This is a genomic window from Rhizobium sp. AN5 (genome assembly GCF_900215255.1).
Taxonomy (GTDB): domain Bacteria; phylum Pseudomonadota; class Alphaproteobacteria; order Rhizobiales; family Rhizobiaceae; genus Agrobacterium; species Agrobacterium tumefaciens.
Genome location: NZ_OCMJ01000003.1, coordinates 1,541,298 through 1,557,595, shown reverse-complemented (window position 1 = coordinate 1,557,595; position 16,298 = coordinate 1,541,298). Strand labels below are relative to the sequence as shown.

Below are 16,298 nucleotides of genomic sequence, written 5' to 3'. Positions count from 1 at the left end.
ACGAGGATGACGGAGAAGAGGTTTTGCGGCTTTAACCAGCCTCTAGACGGGGGATGCTCCCCCGTCCTTTGTTTATGAACGTACCAGCCCGTCAAACGTAACGATTGACGACGTTCTCCAGATATTCCTGACGACCGGATTTCGGCTCGGGGTTGATATCCTGGCGCTCGACCAGCGCTGCGATTTCTTCGAGCTTCAGCTCGCCACGCAACATCTTCTGGGCTTCAGGTGCGTCCCATTTCGCGTAACGCTCCGAAAGCGGCTTCGACAGCGCGCCGTCCTCGATCATCTTCGCCGCCGCCTTCAGGCCGCGGGCGCAGCAATCCATGCCGCCGATATGGCCGATCAGCAGGTCCTGCGGATCGAGCGACTGGCGACGCAGCTTGGAATCGAAGTTTGTGCCGCCATTGGTGAAGCCGCCGCCGGCCAGCACGTGGTAATAGGCCAGCGCCATTTCAGGTACGTTGTTGGGGAACTGGTCGGTATCCCAGCCGGACTGGTAATCGTTGCGGTTCATGTCGATGGAGCCGAAAATGCCGAAGGCATTGGCCATGGCCAGTTCGTGTTCGAAGGAATGGCCGGCGAGGATGGCGTGACCCTGCTCGATATTGACCTTCACTTCCTTTTCGAGACCGTTCTTCTGCAGGAACGCGTAAACGGTTGCGACGTCGTAGTCGTACTGGTGCTTGGTCGGCTCCTGCGGCTTTGGCTCGATCAGGATCGTGCCTTCGAAACCGATCTTGTACTTGTATTCCACAACCAGATTGAGGAAGCGGCCGAGCTGGTCCAGCTCGCGCGAAAGATCGGTGTTGAGCAGCGTTTCGTAACCTTCACGACCGCCCCATAGCACGTAATTGGCGCCGCCGAGCTTCTTGGTTGCATCCATGCAGGTCTTCACCGTCGCAGCCGAGAATGCGAAGACATCCGGGTCCGGATTGGTCGCGGCACCCGACATGAAGCGGCGGTTGGAGAACAGGTTCGCCGTGCCCCATAAAAGCTTCACGCCGGTATCAGCCTGCTTCTGCGCGAAGTAGTCGACGATCTCGTTGAGGTTCCTGGTGTTTTCGGCAAAGTTCCTGCCTTCCGGGCGCACATCGGCGTCGTGGAAGCAATAGAACGGCGAACCGAGCAGCGAGAAGAATTCAAAGGCGACATCGGCCTTCAGCTTGGCGGCCTGCATGGTGTCTTCAAACCACGGACGCTGGAACGTCTGCCCACCGAATGGGTCGCCGCCCGGCCAGGTGAAGGTGTGCCAGTAAGCCACGGCAAAACGCAGGTGATCTTCCATACGCTTTCCGGCAACGATCTCGTCGGGGTTGTAATGGCGGAAGGCGAGCGGGTTGGTGCTGTCGGGGCCTTCATATTTGATCTTGGCGATATCGCCGAAGAAGCCTGTGGTCATTGGGTGGTTCCTCCTTGGTGGGTTGGGTTTAATTGATGGAGGGTGTGGCTACCCCCCTCTGTCCTGCCGGACATCTCCCCCACAAGGAGGGAGATCGGCAAGACGATAACTTCGGCGCATCCTCCGCAGCGTTAGAGATGGCCGGGACGGTGCAGCGATTCGATCTCCCTCCTTGTGGGGGAGATGTCCGGCAGGGCAGAGGGGGGTAAGCCGCGAGTGCGGAGCCTCACCGCGAAAGCCCCCTGATCGCCGGATAAAGCGCGTGATACCGCTGGTAGGCCTCCTCATAAGCATCGCCAAGCGCCACCACCGGCTCGATCGTCCGCGCCGTTTCAGGCTGCGTGCAGACTGCAACCGGATCTGCACCTGTTGCAGCGATGAGACCGAGGCGGGCGGCGCCGAAAGCGGCGCCGAAATCGCCCTCCGCGGGAATATCCACGGGCACACCGAGCGAAGTCGCGATCGAGGCCAGCCAATAGGCCGAGCGCGAACCGCCGCCGATGGCGGTGACGCGGGAAATGGAGGTACCGGCCGACTTCAGCGCTTCGAGATTGTCACGGATAGCGAAAGTCACGCCTTCCAGCACGGCCTGCGTCAGCGCCTTGCGGTCACTTTCATGCGAAAGGCCAATGAAAGAGCCGCGAATGGCGGCATCGTTATGCGGCGTGCGCTCGCCGGAAAGATAGGGTGCGAAAGTGACGCCGCTCGGCGCCAGAAGCTCGTCGCCCAGTTCACCCGTCAGTTCGGCTGCGGACTTGCCGGTGAGGCGCGAATACCAGTTGAGTGCATCGGTAGCGGACAGGATGACGCCCATCTGGTGCCATGTGTTGGGAAGCGCGTGGCAGAACGCGTGTACGGCGCTTTCCGGCTTCGGCAGATAGGAGGCGTTGGCGGCAAACAACACGCCGGAAGTGCCGAGCGAAACGAAGGCGTGGCCCTCTTTCACCGTGCCCATGCCGCAGGCGGAAGCGGCATTGTCACCCGCACCGCCGGCCACCACGGCCTTGCCCGCAATGCCCCATTGCGAGGCGAGCTCGGCACGCAGCACACCTGCCTCCTCGGTGCCTTCGACCAGCGACGGCATGTGTTTTTCCTCAAGGCCGGTCGCCGCCAGAAGATCGGTAGACCATTTGCGCGCACCGGTATCGAGCCAGGAGGTGCCGGCGGAATCCGACATTTCGGAGATATATTCACCCGTCAGCCACAGTCGCAGGTAATCCTTCGGCAGCAGTACCTTGGCCACCTTCGCGAAGATTTCAGGTTCGTTCGTCGCCACCCAGGCCAGTTTCGGTGCGGTAAAACCGGGGAATACGATGTTGCCGGTGATCTTGCGGAAGCGCGGATCGGCATCGAGTTCGCCAGCCTCGGCATAGGAGCGCGTGTCGTTCCACAGAATGCACGGCCGCAGGACATTGCCGCTGGCGTCTATCAGCGTCGCGCCATGCATCTGGCCGGAAAGACCGATACCTTTCACGGCAGCGAGTTCCTTCGCAAATTTCTGCTTCAGACCTTCGACTGCAGTTTTCGTTGCGGCAATCCAGTCTGCCGGGTCCTGTTCCGACCAGCCGTGATGCGGACGCGAGACCTCCAGCGAGCCGTTGGCCGAGCCGACGATCTTCTGATCGCCGTCCATCAGCAGGGCTTTGACACCTGATGTTCCAAGATCGAGACCGAGATACATGTAATTCTCCATTCCGGCGCTCCTTGCGCCACTTCAGCAGGCTTGTCTCAGGGCAGATTGTCCCTGAGGAATATGTCGATGCGGATACGCTCCTGCGCGGCGATGACAGCCAGACCATCGGCGCGCGCTTTCAACACGCGGATGGCGCTGCGCACCTCATGCCCTGCATCCTGGTTGAGTACGGCATCGAGCACCCCTTCCCGCAGCGCATTGGCCGTGTTTTCGGTGAGCTCATGGGCGATGACGGATGGCGACCTTTCGCCTGATGATGCTCTGAGCGCCCGGATGAGGCCGCGATTACCGGCGCCGAGACTGTAGATGCCGGACAGCGCGTCGCTCGCAAGCGCCTTGGTGACCAGCGCCTCGACGGTGACGGGATCGTCCCGGCCTTCGAGGACCGGCAATAGTCGCAGGTCCGGAAATTCGCTTTCGATGACGGAGCGGAACCCGTCGAGGCGTTCGCGATGGTCGCGCACCAGCATCGAGCCGGCAACGACAGCAATATCGCCGCCGCGACCGGACAGGAAGCGCCCCATGAGGCTTGCCGCCGTGCGCCCGGCCGCAACGTTGTCGACACCGGCATAATGGTCGCGGCGCGAACCGGAGAGATCGGAAACCAGCGTGACGGTGGCGATGCCATCTTCGGTCAGCCGGTCTGCTGCTTCGGCAACATCCTCAGAATCGGTCGCGACGAAAGCGACGCCCGACGGCTTTTCCCGCCGCGCGACTTCCAGCGCCTCTGTCAGTGCCGCGGCATTGAAGGGCGGCACTTCGATAACGCGGATCGCCGTGCGCTCCAGATGGGCACGGGCGGCTGCGGCACGAACTTCGGCTCTCAGCGTCGCCATGAAGGAATTGTCGTTTCCGGGAAGGATGAAGACCAGTGAATAATTGCGACCCTTGGCCAAATTGGCGGCAGCGATATCGCGCACATAACCAAGCTCGGCAATCGCCGCCTCTACCCGCGCTCGAGTAGCGGCGTGAACGCCGGGGCGCATGTTCAGCACCCGGTCTATGGTGGCAAGGCTGACACCCGCCCGCTCGGCGATATCGTGAACTGTCGGCTTCATGTTTCCTCCCGTGCCATTTGAATATCCAGCTTTGCTGCCGTCGTAAACCGAAAAATGATGTACGTACCTCACATTTTCAGCAAGACAATGATTTCACTCTATTTCCATCTTTGAACTGCGGGTGTGCGCCTTTGCCCGTCGTCACCCTTGGGCTTTTCCCAAGGATTTAGACACGTCAATAAAATCAACAGGCTGCAGATTATCGGGGCTGACCAACAACTTCCGTCATTTTAGCCTTGGGCCAAGGACTTGGGCTGGCTGGATATCGGCTCAAGGACGGCATGACGGAATGGTATCGCGAACCAGACAAAAAAGGGGCCGTCATTTCCGACGGCCCCAGCTCTGCGGTGGATGGGAGGGGATTTTGTTCAGTGCGCCGCGTCTGGTGGCGGCGCTGCCTTGGGTTTCTGGATCAGCACGGTCATGAAGATCAGGCTGCCGAACAGCAGCGTCAGCGCGAAGAACACATCCGCAAAGGCGAGTATCCACGCCTGCTGCGAGACCATGCCGACCAGCTTCTTGATCGCGACGGAAGCACCGTCCAGCCCGTAGGAATCATAGTTCGCGCCGACATTGTTCAGCCACTCCAGCGCCTGCGGATTGGAATAGCTGACATGTTCCGCCAGCCGCACATAATGATCGTCGGTGCGCTGCGACAGCAAGGTGTTGATGACGGCAAGGCCAACCGCGCCGCCGAGGTTGCGGGTGAGGTTGAACAGGCCCGAGGCATTGCGGATGCGCGCGGGCGGAAGCGTGCCGAGCGCGATGTTGTTGATCGGCACCATGCACATCATCAGTCCGAAACCGCGCAGGATCTGCGGGATCAGCAGCTCGTAGAAATCCCAGTCGGTCGTCACGGAGGTCATGATCCACGTGCCGCAACCGAAGCTGATGAAGCCGATGGCCATCATGATGCGCGGATCGAGCTTGGTGGACACCTTGCCGGCAATCGGCGCGGTGAAGAACATGGCAAGACCGGAAACGAACATGGTCTCGCCGATCATCAGCGCATCGTAACCGCGCACCCGGCCGAGATAGAGCGGGTAGAGATAGGTCAGCCCGTAAAGCCCTATGCCCATCACAAAGGAAAACAGCGAGCCGATGGAGAAATTTCGGTCCGCAAAGGCGCGGATGTCCACGACGGGGAAGTCCACCTTGAAGGCACGCCAGAAGAACACCACCGCACCGATGACCATGGCCACCGAACCGATGACGATATGCTCGTCGTTGAACCAGTCCTTGTTGTTGCCCTCTTCCAGCACGTATTCCAGAGAGCCGAGGAAGACCGCCATTGAGATCAGCCCCCACCAGTCGAACTTCTTCCAGAGCGAGGTTTCAGGCTTGTCGAAATCGATCAGGCTCCATGTCAGGATGGTGACGATGATGCCGGGAATGATGTTGACGAGGAACAGCCAGTGCCAGGAGAAGGCATTGGAAAGATAACCGCCGACCGTGGGACCGATGGTGGGTGCAAGCGTGGCGACGAGACCGATGATAGGCGAGACGACCGAACGCTTGGAGGGCGGGAAAATGGTGAAGGCGGCCGCAAAGACCGACGGGATCATGCCGCCGCCGATAAAGCCCTGGATCGCCCGGTAGACGATCATCTGGTCGATATTGGTCGCGGTGGCGCAGAGCGCGCTCGACAGGGTGAAGCCGGCGGCACAGGTGGCAAACAGCACGCGCGTGGACAGGATGCGCGCCAGCGTGCCCGAGAGCGGGATCATGATGACTTCTGCGATCAGATAGGATGTCTGCACCCAGGCGATCTCGTCGGAGCCCGCCCCGAGACCTGCCTGGATTTCCGCAAGCGAGGCGGAGACGATCTGAATATCGAGAATGGACATGAACATGCCGAAGACCATCGCGAAGAACGCGATTAGCCTGCGCTTGTCCATGGGTGGATCGACGGGGACAGATACCCCGCCTGTGCCGACAACCGTAGCCGCCATGATCTTGCCCTCAACGACGCCCTGGTTGGCCTATGGGTTAACGTGCGCCGTTTTCGTGTTTTCCGGCGCCGTGCGGGTATCCACATCGACGACGACGCTCAGGCCCGCACGCAGATTGTGCTTGGCGAGATCTTCCTTGGAGAAGACGATACGCACCGGCACGCGCTGGATGACCTTGGTGAAGTTACCCGTGGCGTTTTCCGGCGGCAGCATCGAGAAGACCGAACCGGAACCGGGCGAGATCGACTGCACCGTGCCTTCAATGGTCTCGTCGTCGAAAGCATCCACATGGACGCGGACCTTCGAACCGGGCACCACACGGGCCAGCTGCGTTTCCTTGAAATTGGCGTCGATATAAAGCTCGTTCAACGGCACCAGCGAAGCAAGGCGCTTGCCGACCGAGACGAGATCGCCCGTCTGCACCGCCAGATTGCCGATGACGCCGTCATAGGGCGCTTTCAGCACGGTGAAGGCCAGATCGCGTGCCGCCTTGTCCTTGGAAAGCTGCAGCGAACGGATGGTGCTTTCGGCTTCCTCGCGCTGGGCGCGAAGAAGCTCGACATTGGCTTTCGCGGACGAGATCGCCGCCTCGCCGGCCACGACATTCGCCCTGGCCTGATCGAGCGCGACCTGCGCGCTGTCGGAAGCGGCAACGGTGCCGACATCCTTCGCCTGCAATTCGGTGGCGCGCTTCTGGGTGATTTCCGCGCCGCGAAGGGCCGCATCCAGAGCGCCCTTCTGGGCAACGGCCTGTTCCTGCGCTGCCTCGCCGCCGATGATCTGCGCATCGATGCGCTTCAGCGACAGTTCCTCGGTGCGGATCTGCGCGTCGGCCTGTTCAAGCGCGATGCGATAGTCGCCGTCATCCAGAGTAACCAGCGGATCACCCGCCTTGACTTCCTGGTTTTCGACAACGTTCACCTTGGCGATGTAACCCGAAACCTTGGGCGCGATGACCGCGATATCACCCTGTATATAGGCGTCATCCGTCGAAACCATGAAGCGACCGTCGATCCACCAGTTATAACCGTACCAGCCGGCGCCGGCGAGAAGGGCGATCGCAAAGATCGGCAGAAGCGGCGAACGCTTCTTCTTCGGTGCGGCAATTGTCTGTGGCGGCTGTTGCGGCGGGGCCTCCACCGGCTTTGCCGGAGAGGTCTCGGCCTTGGCGGAAACGTCCGCCTCTTCCGCATCGTTGACGGCGCGAACCGCGCTATTCTTCTGGGCCGACATGAGATTGTACCGTGATAAATTGAAGAAAGTTTTTTCGAACTGAACCGTTCGGTTCGATTGACATAATCCCTTTCCTGACACATATCAAGTGTAATCGAACTGATTGGTTCGACGTTCGGTTAATTTTTTTTACGCCATTGCAGTGCTAGGAACCGGTAACGATGGCAGGTGAAGACATGGATATGGAGACGGAAACCGAAACGGGCTGTCCGGGAAACCCCGCCGGGCGTTTTGCTGCGGGCGAAGACCCGGCCAAGCGTGAGCAGATTGTTGCCGGCGCCTGGCGCGTGTTCAAGCGCAAGGGCTTCGATGCCGCCAGCATGAACGACATCACGCGGGAAGCGGGCGTTTCCAAGGGAACGATCTATGTCTATTTCTCCAACAAGGAAGACCTGTTCGCCGCCCTTGTCGATCATCACCGGCAGGAATTCGCGACCTCCATGCGCAACATTCTGGCCGGCACCGAAGAGGTGCGTGACGGCCTGAAACAGTTCGGCAAGGCTTTCGCCAACAAGATGATCTGCTCCGAAATGATACCGGCCATGCGCTCGGTGATCGGCGTCATCGACCGCATGCCGAAGCTGGCGCAGCGTTTCTTCATCGCAGCACCCAACAACGTGCGCACCGTTCTTCAGGATTTCATCGAGCATCAGGTCTCGCTCGGCCATCTCAAGGTCGATGACGTCGAACTTGCCGCCCGGCAATATATCGAGCTTTCCACGGGCACTTTCTTCAAGCTGCGCCTGTTCGGAGAACTCGAAGGCCCGGTTCCCGAAGAGGAGCTGGACCGGGTGATCGACAGCGCCATCATGGTGTTCATGGCGGCTTACGGAACCGACAAGGCCTGAAATCATTCAGCAACGGGCGACCGGACCGGCAACGGCACGGGGCCTGATACGCGGTTTGCGCGAAATTTCGATGAAATCTTGCCTATCACAGGCGCGGTCTCCTTGTTTCTCGCGTATTGCGCTATAAATTCCACGAACCGAATGTTTCGGGTGGCCTTGTTGCTGAAAGGAAAAATTCCCTGATGGAGTCCGTTCTCCCTCTTCTGTCCGACCCCGCTGCCTGGGTGGCGCTGGTCACCCTGATCGTCATGGAGGTCGTGCTTGGCATCGACAACCTGATCTTCATCTCGATTCTCACCAACAAGCTTCCGCCTGAACAGCGCGAAAAAGCCCGCAAGATCGGCATCGGGCTTGCCTTGATCATGCGTCTCGGCCTTCTCGGCACTGTGGCCTGGATCGTGCAGCTCACCACGCCGGTCTTCGAAATCTTCGGCCACGCCTTCTCGTGGAAGGACATGATCCTCATCGCCGGCGGTCTCTTCCTGATGTGGAAGGCCACCAAGGAAATCCACCACAATGTCGATCCTGAAGATCACAAGGAAGACATGGTAGGCGGCCCGGTTGCGATGAATTTCGGCGCCGCCATCGGCCAGATCCTGCTGCTCGACCTCGTGTTCTCTGTGGACAGCATCATCACCGCGGTTGGCATGACACCGCATCTGCCGATCATGATCGTGGCCGTGATCTTTGCCGTTGCCGTGATGCTGCTCGCCGCAACGCCGCTCGCCAACTTCATTGAGCGCAACCCCACCATCGTCATGCTGGCACTCGCCTTCCTGATGATGATCGGCACGACCCTGATCGCCGAAGGCATGGGCTTCCATGTTCCCAAGGGCTATGTCTATGCCGCCATGGCGTTTTCGGCGCTGGTGGAACTGCTCAACATGCTGGCGCGTAACGCCAGACAGCGCAAGAAAGCACAGGCGGCCAAACCGCACTGATTGCCCTCACCCGTCATGCCGGACCTGATCCGGCATCCCTTCCGCCCAAGCCCTTGGGCTGAAGGGACACTTCCCGCCGCGCCGCCGCGCGGCGGCTGGATACCGGCTCAAGGCCGGTATGACGCGAACGTGTGGAAAGCGCCGGCCAGTCGGAACCGCATGCCCCGCCTCGCGTTCTTCGACATCCCTACCGGAAGAGTCCGTCCCACCGTCTCTCCTTCGAAAGCATAAGCAAGCATGACGACCGACCAGATCCTCGCCTTTACCGTGATCGCCGGCATGATGGTCGCGTTCATATGGGACAGGTTCCGCTATGATGTGGTCGCATGCAGCGCGTTGCTGGTGGCGGTCGCGGTTGGGGTTGTGCCTTTCGACAGGGCTTTCTCCGGTTTCTCGGACGATATCGTCATCATCGTCGGCAGTGCGCTGATCGTCAGTTCGGCCGTGGCGCGTTCAGGGGTCGTCGATATGACGATCAAGAAATATTTCCCGGATATGCACTCCAAAACCCTGCAACTGGCGTTTCTGATGATCGTTGTCGCCATCATGTCGGCCTTCATCAAGAACATCGGCGCGCTTGCCATCATGATGCCGGTTGCTTTCCAGTTCGCCCGCAAATCCGGCAGCCCTGTTTCCTATTATCTGATGCCCATGGCCTTCGCCGCCCTCCTGGGCGGACTCATGACGCAGATCGGCACCTCGCCCAATATCGTCGTTTCCAGGCTGCGTGAGGAAATGACCGGGCACAGCTTCTCGATGTTCGATTTCACCCCGGTGGGTGCCGGGCTGACCGTGATCGGCATCATCTTCCTGACCTTCGGTTACCGGCTGCTGCCGGTGCGCAACCGCCAGCAGGCATCGGTGGAGGATATTCTGGACCAGTCGGCCTATACCGCCGAAGCAACGCTTCCCGCCGACAGCACCTACGCCGACAAGCCGCTGCGGGAGCTGTTGAAACAGGCGGATGGCGACGTAATCGCCAGCACGATCCTGCGCGGACCCCGGCGTATCTCCCCCTTCCCCGATGTCAATCTTAAGCCGGGCGACACCATTCTTCTCGAAGGCAACCCGGAAGGCCTCGACCGTATCGTCTCGCAGGCCAAGCTGCTGCTGTCAGGCAAGCCGCTCACCGAAAACGGCCAGAAGACCGCCGACCTTATTTCCATGGAAGCGGTTATCAGCAACGAATCCGTTCTCAACGGGATTTCCGCGCGCGAACTGGCGCTATCCTACACCCGCGGCGTCAATCTGATTGCAGTCAGCCGTCGCGGCCAGCGCGTCAGCCAGCGGCTCTCCGACCTGACCTTGCAGGCGGGCGACGTCATTCTCCTGCAGGGCAGCCGCAAGAACCTGCCACAGGTATTGCAGGAATTTTCGCTGCTGCCCCTGGCGCAGCGGGAAATCCTGCTTGGGGTGCAGCGTCGGGCGCTTTTGCCCGTCATCGTGCTTGCCGCGGCCATGATTGCCGCCGGCAGCGGGCTGGTGCCGGTATCCGTCGCCTTTTTCGCCGCCGCCTTCCTGATGATCGTCGTCGGCGCGATACCGCTGACCGAAGTCTATAAATCGATCGACGGGCCGATCCTCGTCATGCTCGCCGCCCTCATTCCCGTCAGCGACAGTCTGCGCACCAGCGGCGCCAGCGAGCTGATCGCCGCCTGGCTCGGCCATGCCGCACAAGGACTGCCGCCCTTCGCAGCACTCGGCATGATCCTCTTGACCGCCATGGCGGTAACGCCCTTCCTCAACAATGCTGCAACCGTGCTGGTCATGGCGCCCATCGCCGCCGGTTTCGCCACCACGCTCGGCTTTCGGCCGGAGGCCTTTCTGATGGCGGTGGCGATCGGCGCCGGCTGCGATTTCCTCACGCCCATCGGCCACCAGTGCAACACGCTAGTCATGGGTCCGGGCGGTTATCGTTTCAGCGATTATCCGCGCCTTGGACTGCCGCTGTCGATCATGATCGTCATTGCCAGCATTCCGATGCTGCTTTATGTCTGGCCGGTGAATTAGGGGCGGTTTACGTCCGGGCGAAGACATCGCAAGCGCCATATTTCCTTGACGCCTGCGGCATAATATGGCCTAAGCCGATGCCGAACGGAAATATGCAAAAGTGCGTTCAACACGCCTTTCCGCACCCTTTCCCGCCGCATTCAAACGAAAACTTCGTGATAGAAGGGTGAAGCCGCCCCGATGTCACCACCCCGTCACGACGAGTGAATTTCATGACCACTTCCGGCGTTCGCGTCCGCATCGCACCTTCCCCCACCGGCGAGCCGCATGTCGGCACCGCTTACATCGCGCTGTTCAACTATCTCTTCGCCAAGAAACACGGCGGCGAGTTCATCCTGCGCATCGAGGATACCGACGCCACCCGCTCGACGCTGGAATATGAGCAGAAGGTTCTGGAGGCGCTGCGCTGGACCGGCCTCACCTGGTCGGAAGGCCCTGACGTTGGTGGCCCCTACGGTCCCTACCGCCAGTCCGAGCGCAAGCCGATGTACTGGCCATATGCCGAAGAATTGCTGGAAAAAGGCCATGCCTTCCGTTGTTTCTGCACGCCCGAGCGGCTTGAGCAGATGCGCGAAGCGCAGCGCGCCGCTGGCAAGCCGCCGAAATATGACGGGCTCTGCCTCCACCTGAAGGCTGAAGAAGTGACCACCCGCGTCGCCGCCGGCGAAGCCAACGTCGTGCGCATGAAAATCCCGACCGAAGGTTCGTGCGATTTCCATGACGGCGTTTACGGCGATGTCTCGATCCCCTGGGATTCGGTTGACATGCAGGTGCTGATCAAGGCCGACGGCATGCCGACCTATCACATGGCAAACGTCATCGACGACCATCTGATGAAGATCACCCATGTGGCGCGCGGCGAAGAGTGGCTGGCTTCAGTGCCCAAGCACATCCTGCTTTACCGTTATTTCGGCTGGGACCAGCCGACATTCATGCATCTGTCGCTGATGCGCAACGCCGACAAATCGAAGCTTTCCAAGCGCAAGAACCCGACGTCGATCTCCTATTATTCCGCGCTCGGCTACCTGCCGGAAGCGCTGATGAACTTCCTCGGCCTGTTCTTCATCCAGATCGCCGAAGGCGAAGAGCTGCTGACCATGGAAGAGCTGGCTGCGAAGTTTGATCCGGAAGCACTTTCCAAGGCCGGCGCCATCTTCGATATCCAGAAGTTGGATTGGCTGAACGGCCGCTGGCTGCGCGAAAAGCTCACGCCTGAGGACTTCATTGCCCGCACGCTGGAATGGGCGTTGGAAAATTCACGCCTGACCGAAGGCCTGAAGCTTGCCCAGAGCCGCATTTCCAAGCTCGGCGAATTGCCAAACCTTGCCGGCTTCCTGCTTTCGAGCGACGTTGGCCTGACGCCCGCCTCCTTTACCGGTCTCAAAAGCAAGCCCGAGGAAATCCACGAAATCCTCACCACGGTTGCCACCGATCTGGAAAAAATGCCTGATTGGAACGTTGAAGCCATCGAGGCCGAGCTGCGCGACATTGCCGAACGCACGGGCAAGAAACTGCGCGTCGTCACCCCGCCGCTCTTCGTCGCCGTCTCCGGTTCCTCGCGCTCGCTGCCGCTGTTTGACTCCATGGCGCTACTCGGCCGCTCCGTGGTGCGCCAGCGCCTGAAGGTCGCTATTGCCGTTGTGGCCACGATGGTTGGCAGCGGAAGCTGATAATTTAATGCTGACCGCTACGGCAGCATCCTAGAATACCCCCCTCTGCCCTGCCGGGCATCTCCCCCACAAGGGGGGAGATCAGATGCTGAACCCGCTCGTTCCATGGGCAAGGTGCCAGCCGCTTGTCGATCTCCCCCCTTGTGGGGGAGATGCCCGGCAGGGCAGAGGGGGGTAACCGCAACGAACAAGCCCGCTAAAGGCAAAAAACATGACCGACACCAAGACCGAAACCACCGCCCTTTCCTCCGACGCCACCGAAGTGCGCCGCCAGAAACTTGCGCTGCTGCGCGAGCAGATCGGCGATGTCTATCCGGCGCATTTCCATCGCACGCTGACCAATGCGGAGCTGGCGGAAAAATATGCCGATATCGAACCGGACACGGAAACCGGCGACACGGTAACGGTGGCGGGCCGCGTTTATTCGTCGCGCAATTCCGGCATGTTCATGGATATCCATGATGCCTCGGGCAAGGTGCAGATCTTCTCTCACAAAGATACGACGCCGGAAACGGCGCGCAATCTTCTGCCGATGATCGACATTGGCGACATCATCGGCGTAACCGGCAAGGTGCGCCGCACCAAGCGCGGCGAGCTGACGATCAACGCCGAAGAAATCACCATGCTCACCAAGTCGCTGCTGCCGATGCCGGAAAAATGGCACGGTGTCTCCGATATCGAGCTGCGTTACCGCAAGCGCCATCTCGATATTCTCGCGAACGAGGACTCCAAGCTGCGCTTCCTGCAGCGCTCCAAGATCCTGTCCGGCATCCGTCGCTTCATGGAGGCCGAAGGCTTCCTCGAAGTGGAAACGCCGATGCTGCAGACCGTCTATGGCGGTGCGACGGCTGATCCGTTCAAGACCTTCCACAATACGTTGAAGATGGACATGTATCTGCGCATCGCGCCGGAACTGTTCCTGAAGCGCACGCTGGTATCAGGCCTTTCCGACAAGGTGTTCGAAATCAACCGCAACTTCCGCAACGAAGGCGTCTCCACCCGGCACAATCCTGAATTCACCATGATGGAGTGCTATTGGGCCTATGCCGACTACGAAGACATCATGGGCCTCGTGGAACGGCTGTTCGAGACGCTGGCGATTGCCCTCCACGGCACGACCGAGGTGGAATTCCAGGGCCAGACAATTTCCTTCAAGGGTCCATTCAAGCGCGTGCCCATGCCTGATGCGGTGAAGGAAGCGACCGGCATCGACTTCCTTGCAATCAAGACTGACGAGGAAGCCCGCGCCGCCGCCAAGGCTGCCGGTTTCGCCGTCGAGAAGGACTGGACCTGGGGTGAATGCCTTGCCTTCATTTTCGAAGAGAAGGTCGAAGGTACGCTTATCCAGCCGAGCCACGTCACGCATTTCCCGAAGGATATCTCGCCCTTCGCCAAGGAAGTGCCGGGCGAACCGCGCCTCGTTGAGCGTTTTGAGAGCTATTGCAACGCCTGGGAAGTGGGCAATGCCTTCTCCGAACTCAACGATCCCGAAGAGCAGCGCCGCCGCATGGTGGAGCAGCTTGAGCAGGCCCATGCCCGCGGTGAAAAGGACAAGCAACTGGACGACGAATTCCTCGACGCCATCGACCAGGGCATGCCACCCGCCGGCGGCCTCGGCATCGGTGTCGATCGCCTGATCATGCTCCTGACCAACGCCCCCTCGATCCGAGACGTCATCCTCTTCCCGGCCCGCCGCAACAAGGCGGACTGAGCGTATAGGGTACATGCCAAAACTGGGCGGTCGGTCGGCCGCCCTTAAGCACCATCCGTAGAATTTTTCGTCGCCTCGAGCTCCGCGTCGTTCGCCTCAATCCAGTCCTCCAGTTTTTCCATCAGACTAGACCATACGTCGTTATATTCGTGTTGGAATATTTCCATGCACAGTTCCATCGGCCGTAGGTGCCTGCTGCCAAATATCTCCATCCACCGATTAGAGAAATGTGCTTCGTATTCCTCATGGTCAATCTTGGAATACCCCATACAGAGCCCTTCGTAGCTTGGGTGGGAGCTTTCGGAAAGGTCGGCATACAGCGCCATTATTCCAGGGTAACGCTTGTCACATTTACTCAGAACTGTAACGATGTTTAGCGAATATGGCATATCGGCGTTATTCCGCGACCCAAGCAACAAAACGGCCGTTTTCTCTCCGAATGCGTGAAAATCTAACTTCCGCTCAAGTACATCTTGCATGAGTTGGTTTAAGTAAATTAGCGTCGCGAGGGTCTCCAACCCACTCCGCAACAAGATACGCGCACCCAAACCATGTCCCTGCTTATGCAACGCATAGGACTGTGTCATTAGGTCGCTCAATCGCCAAAAGATGGCTTCTCTGAGCATCCATATTCGGAAAGCTGCTTTCCATTTGTAGACAACCGAGTTGCGAGACAGCAATCCACCAACAGGAATGCTTGCGAAAAGCGATTCTTTCCAGTTAACGAGGTTCTGTTCGATAGGGTCCATGATCTTCGACCACCGCTGTTAAACGATCTAGGGCAAGGACTTGGCAACTAATGCCCCGTCTTCGCCTTCTCGGCACCCGGCTCTTCCGCAGGTGCAATCTCGCTCTCGGCCAGTTTTCCCTCTGCCGCCTGCGCGGTCGTTGTGCCTTTTCCGAAGATCAGTGATTTCAGATAGCTGATGCTGAAGATGCTGCCGCCATCGGCTTCCGGGGTCGAGGTCAGAAGTTCTTCGTCAGCTACGGGTTCGCCGTGGGCTTCCGCACCGGGTCCGCCCTCATGCGTTTGCGCCGGCGCAGCATCGTGGCCGCCGCCGCCCTCGCCCTTGGTCTCGCCGTGGCCCGACGCGCCTTTCGCGGCCTTTCCGCCATGCCCTTCGGGCGCGGCGTCCAAAGCAGGTGTCGCGCAGTCGGTTGCATCACTCAGGCTTGCGGCCATTGCTTCGGCATCTTCCAGCGGCAGATCGATGCGCAGCCCGTAAAACTGGCCGCTGCCGTTTGATGCACCATCGTAATAAAAGGCGGAATAACGCTGGGCATCGGCGCCTTCGGGAATTTTCGCCGGGTCGGCAATAAAGACCACCTGGGCCGCGATGGCGCGGCCGCGCATTTCCGAGCGCAATTGCGGGCCGTTTTTATCCAGCACGGAAACCTGTACCAGATCGGGCTTCTGTTTGTCGTAAACTGCCCTGGCGACGCGCAGCGCCGTTTTCAACCGGTCCGTGCCGTTGCCGCCGTCAGTACGAATGAATTTGCGGACCCACAGGGAACCGTTCTTGCGGATGTTGACTGTCTGGACTGCGTCGCAGGAAAGCCCGTTGGCGGAGGCATAGGTGGACCCGAGCAGCCGCTCGCTGCCGATAAACACGGCAGCAGAACCGGTCGCACCTGCCAAAAGCAGGATCCCGCCTCCGATCATAACGAGTTTGCGCGAAAACCGCATTCGTCCGAATACAGCCTTCACGCGCAAAATCCTGACATTCAGTACCCCGCCTATCGCCCTCACCCCGGAACGTGGCTCGAAGGATGAGGAACA

At 59.8% G+C, this 16,298-nt stretch carries 12 protein-coding genes; 5 read left to right on the top strand and 7 right to left on the bottom strand.

Going from position 1 to position 16,298, the window contains the following annotated elements; all coding sequences use genetic code 11:
- Positions 1-91 precede the first annotated feature (91 nt).
- The 5 genes from xylA to CRP02_RS10545 all read right to left on the bottom strand — a co-directional run bounded on the left by xylA (position 92) and on the right by CRP02_RS10545 (position 7,338).
- Positions 92-1,402: a xylose isomerase gene (gene xylA, locus CRP02_RS10570; RefSeq protein WP_097171028.1), complete on the bottom strand. Its 1,311-nt coding sequence runs from the start codon at positions 1,400-1,402 to the stop codon at positions 92-94.
- 226 nt (positions 1,403-1,628) lie between these two features.
- On the bottom strand, positions 1,629-3,083 hold the full coding sequence (gene xylB / locus CRP02_RS10560; RefSeq protein ID WP_097099502.1) for a xylulokinase: 1,455 nt from the start codon (positions 3,081-3,083) through the stop codon (positions 1,629-1,631).
- Positions 3,084-3,130: 47 nt separating this feature from the next.
- Positions 3,131-4,153: a LacI family DNA-binding transcriptional regulator gene (locus tag CRP02_RS10555; RefSeq protein ID WP_097171027.1), complete on the bottom strand. Its 1,023-nt coding sequence runs from the start codon at positions 4,151-4,153 to the stop codon at positions 3,131-3,133.
- Positions 4,154-4,521: 368 nt separating this feature from the next.
- A complete protein-coding gene (locus CRP02_RS10550; protein ID WP_097171026.1) occupies positions 4,522-6,105 on the bottom strand; it encodes a DHA2 family efflux MFS transporter permease subunit in 1,584 nt (527 codons plus the stop codon).
- Between the two features lie 30 nt (positions 6,106-6,135).
- Positions 6,136-7,338 (bottom strand): HlyD family secretion protein, encoded by a 1,203-nt coding sequence (locus tag CRP02_RS10545; RefSeq protein ID WP_097171025.1) that lies wholly within the window; start codon positions 7,336-7,338, stop codon positions 6,136-6,138.
- 161 nt (positions 7,339-7,499) lie between these two features.
- Here CRP02_RS10545 and CRP02_RS10540 point away from each other — a divergent pair, with 161 nt between their 5' ends.
- The 5 genes from CRP02_RS10540 (at position 7,500) to lysS (ending at position 14,518) form a co-directional block, all read left to right on the top strand.
- On the top strand, positions 7,500-8,186 hold the full coding sequence (locus CRP02_RS10540) for a TetR/AcrR family transcriptional regulator (RefSeq protein ID WP_003516212.1): 687 nt from the start codon (positions 7,500-7,502) through the stop codon (positions 8,184-8,186).
- Positions 8,187-8,368: 182 nt separating this feature from the next.
- The gene (locus CRP02_RS10535; RefSeq protein WP_003516210.1) at positions 8,369-9,127 is read left to right on the top strand and encodes a TerC family protein; all 759 of its coding nucleotides are present in this window, start codon (positions 8,369-8,371) and stop codon (positions 9,125-9,127) included.
- Between the two features lie 237 nt (positions 9,128-9,364).
- Complete coding sequence (locus CRP02_RS10530; protein WP_097171024.1) at positions 9,365-11,137, top strand: SLC13 family permease; 1,773 nt, start codon at positions 9,365-9,367, stop codon at positions 11,135-11,137.
- 212 nt (positions 11,138-11,349) lie between these two features.
- The gene (gene gltX / locus CRP02_RS10525) at positions 11,350-12,807 is read left to right on the top strand and encodes a glutamate--tRNA ligase (protein ID WP_097171323.1); all 1,458 of its coding nucleotides are present in this window, start codon (positions 11,350-11,352) and stop codon (positions 12,805-12,807) included.
- A gap of 211 nt (positions 12,808-13,018) precedes the next feature.
- Positions 13,019-14,518, top strand: coding sequence for a lysine--tRNA ligase (gene lysS, locus CRP02_RS10515; RefSeq protein WP_080864540.1), 1,500 nt, complete (start codon positions 13,019-13,021; stop codon positions 14,516-14,518).
- Between the two features lie 44 nt (positions 14,519-14,562).
- Here lysS and CRP02_RS10510 read toward each other — a convergent pair whose 3' ends face one another.
- On the bottom strand, positions 14,563-15,267 hold the full coding sequence (locus tag CRP02_RS10510; protein WP_097171022.1) for a hypothetical protein: 705 nt from the start codon (positions 15,265-15,267) through the stop codon (positions 14,563-14,565).
- A 47-nt stretch (positions 15,268-15,314) separates the two neighbouring features.
- Positions 15,315-16,205: a hypothetical protein gene (locus CRP02_RS10505; RefSeq protein WP_179784000.1), complete on the bottom strand. Its 891-nt coding sequence runs from the start codon at positions 16,203-16,205 to the stop codon at positions 15,315-15,317.
- Between the last annotated feature and the right edge of the window lie 93 nt (positions 16,206-16,298).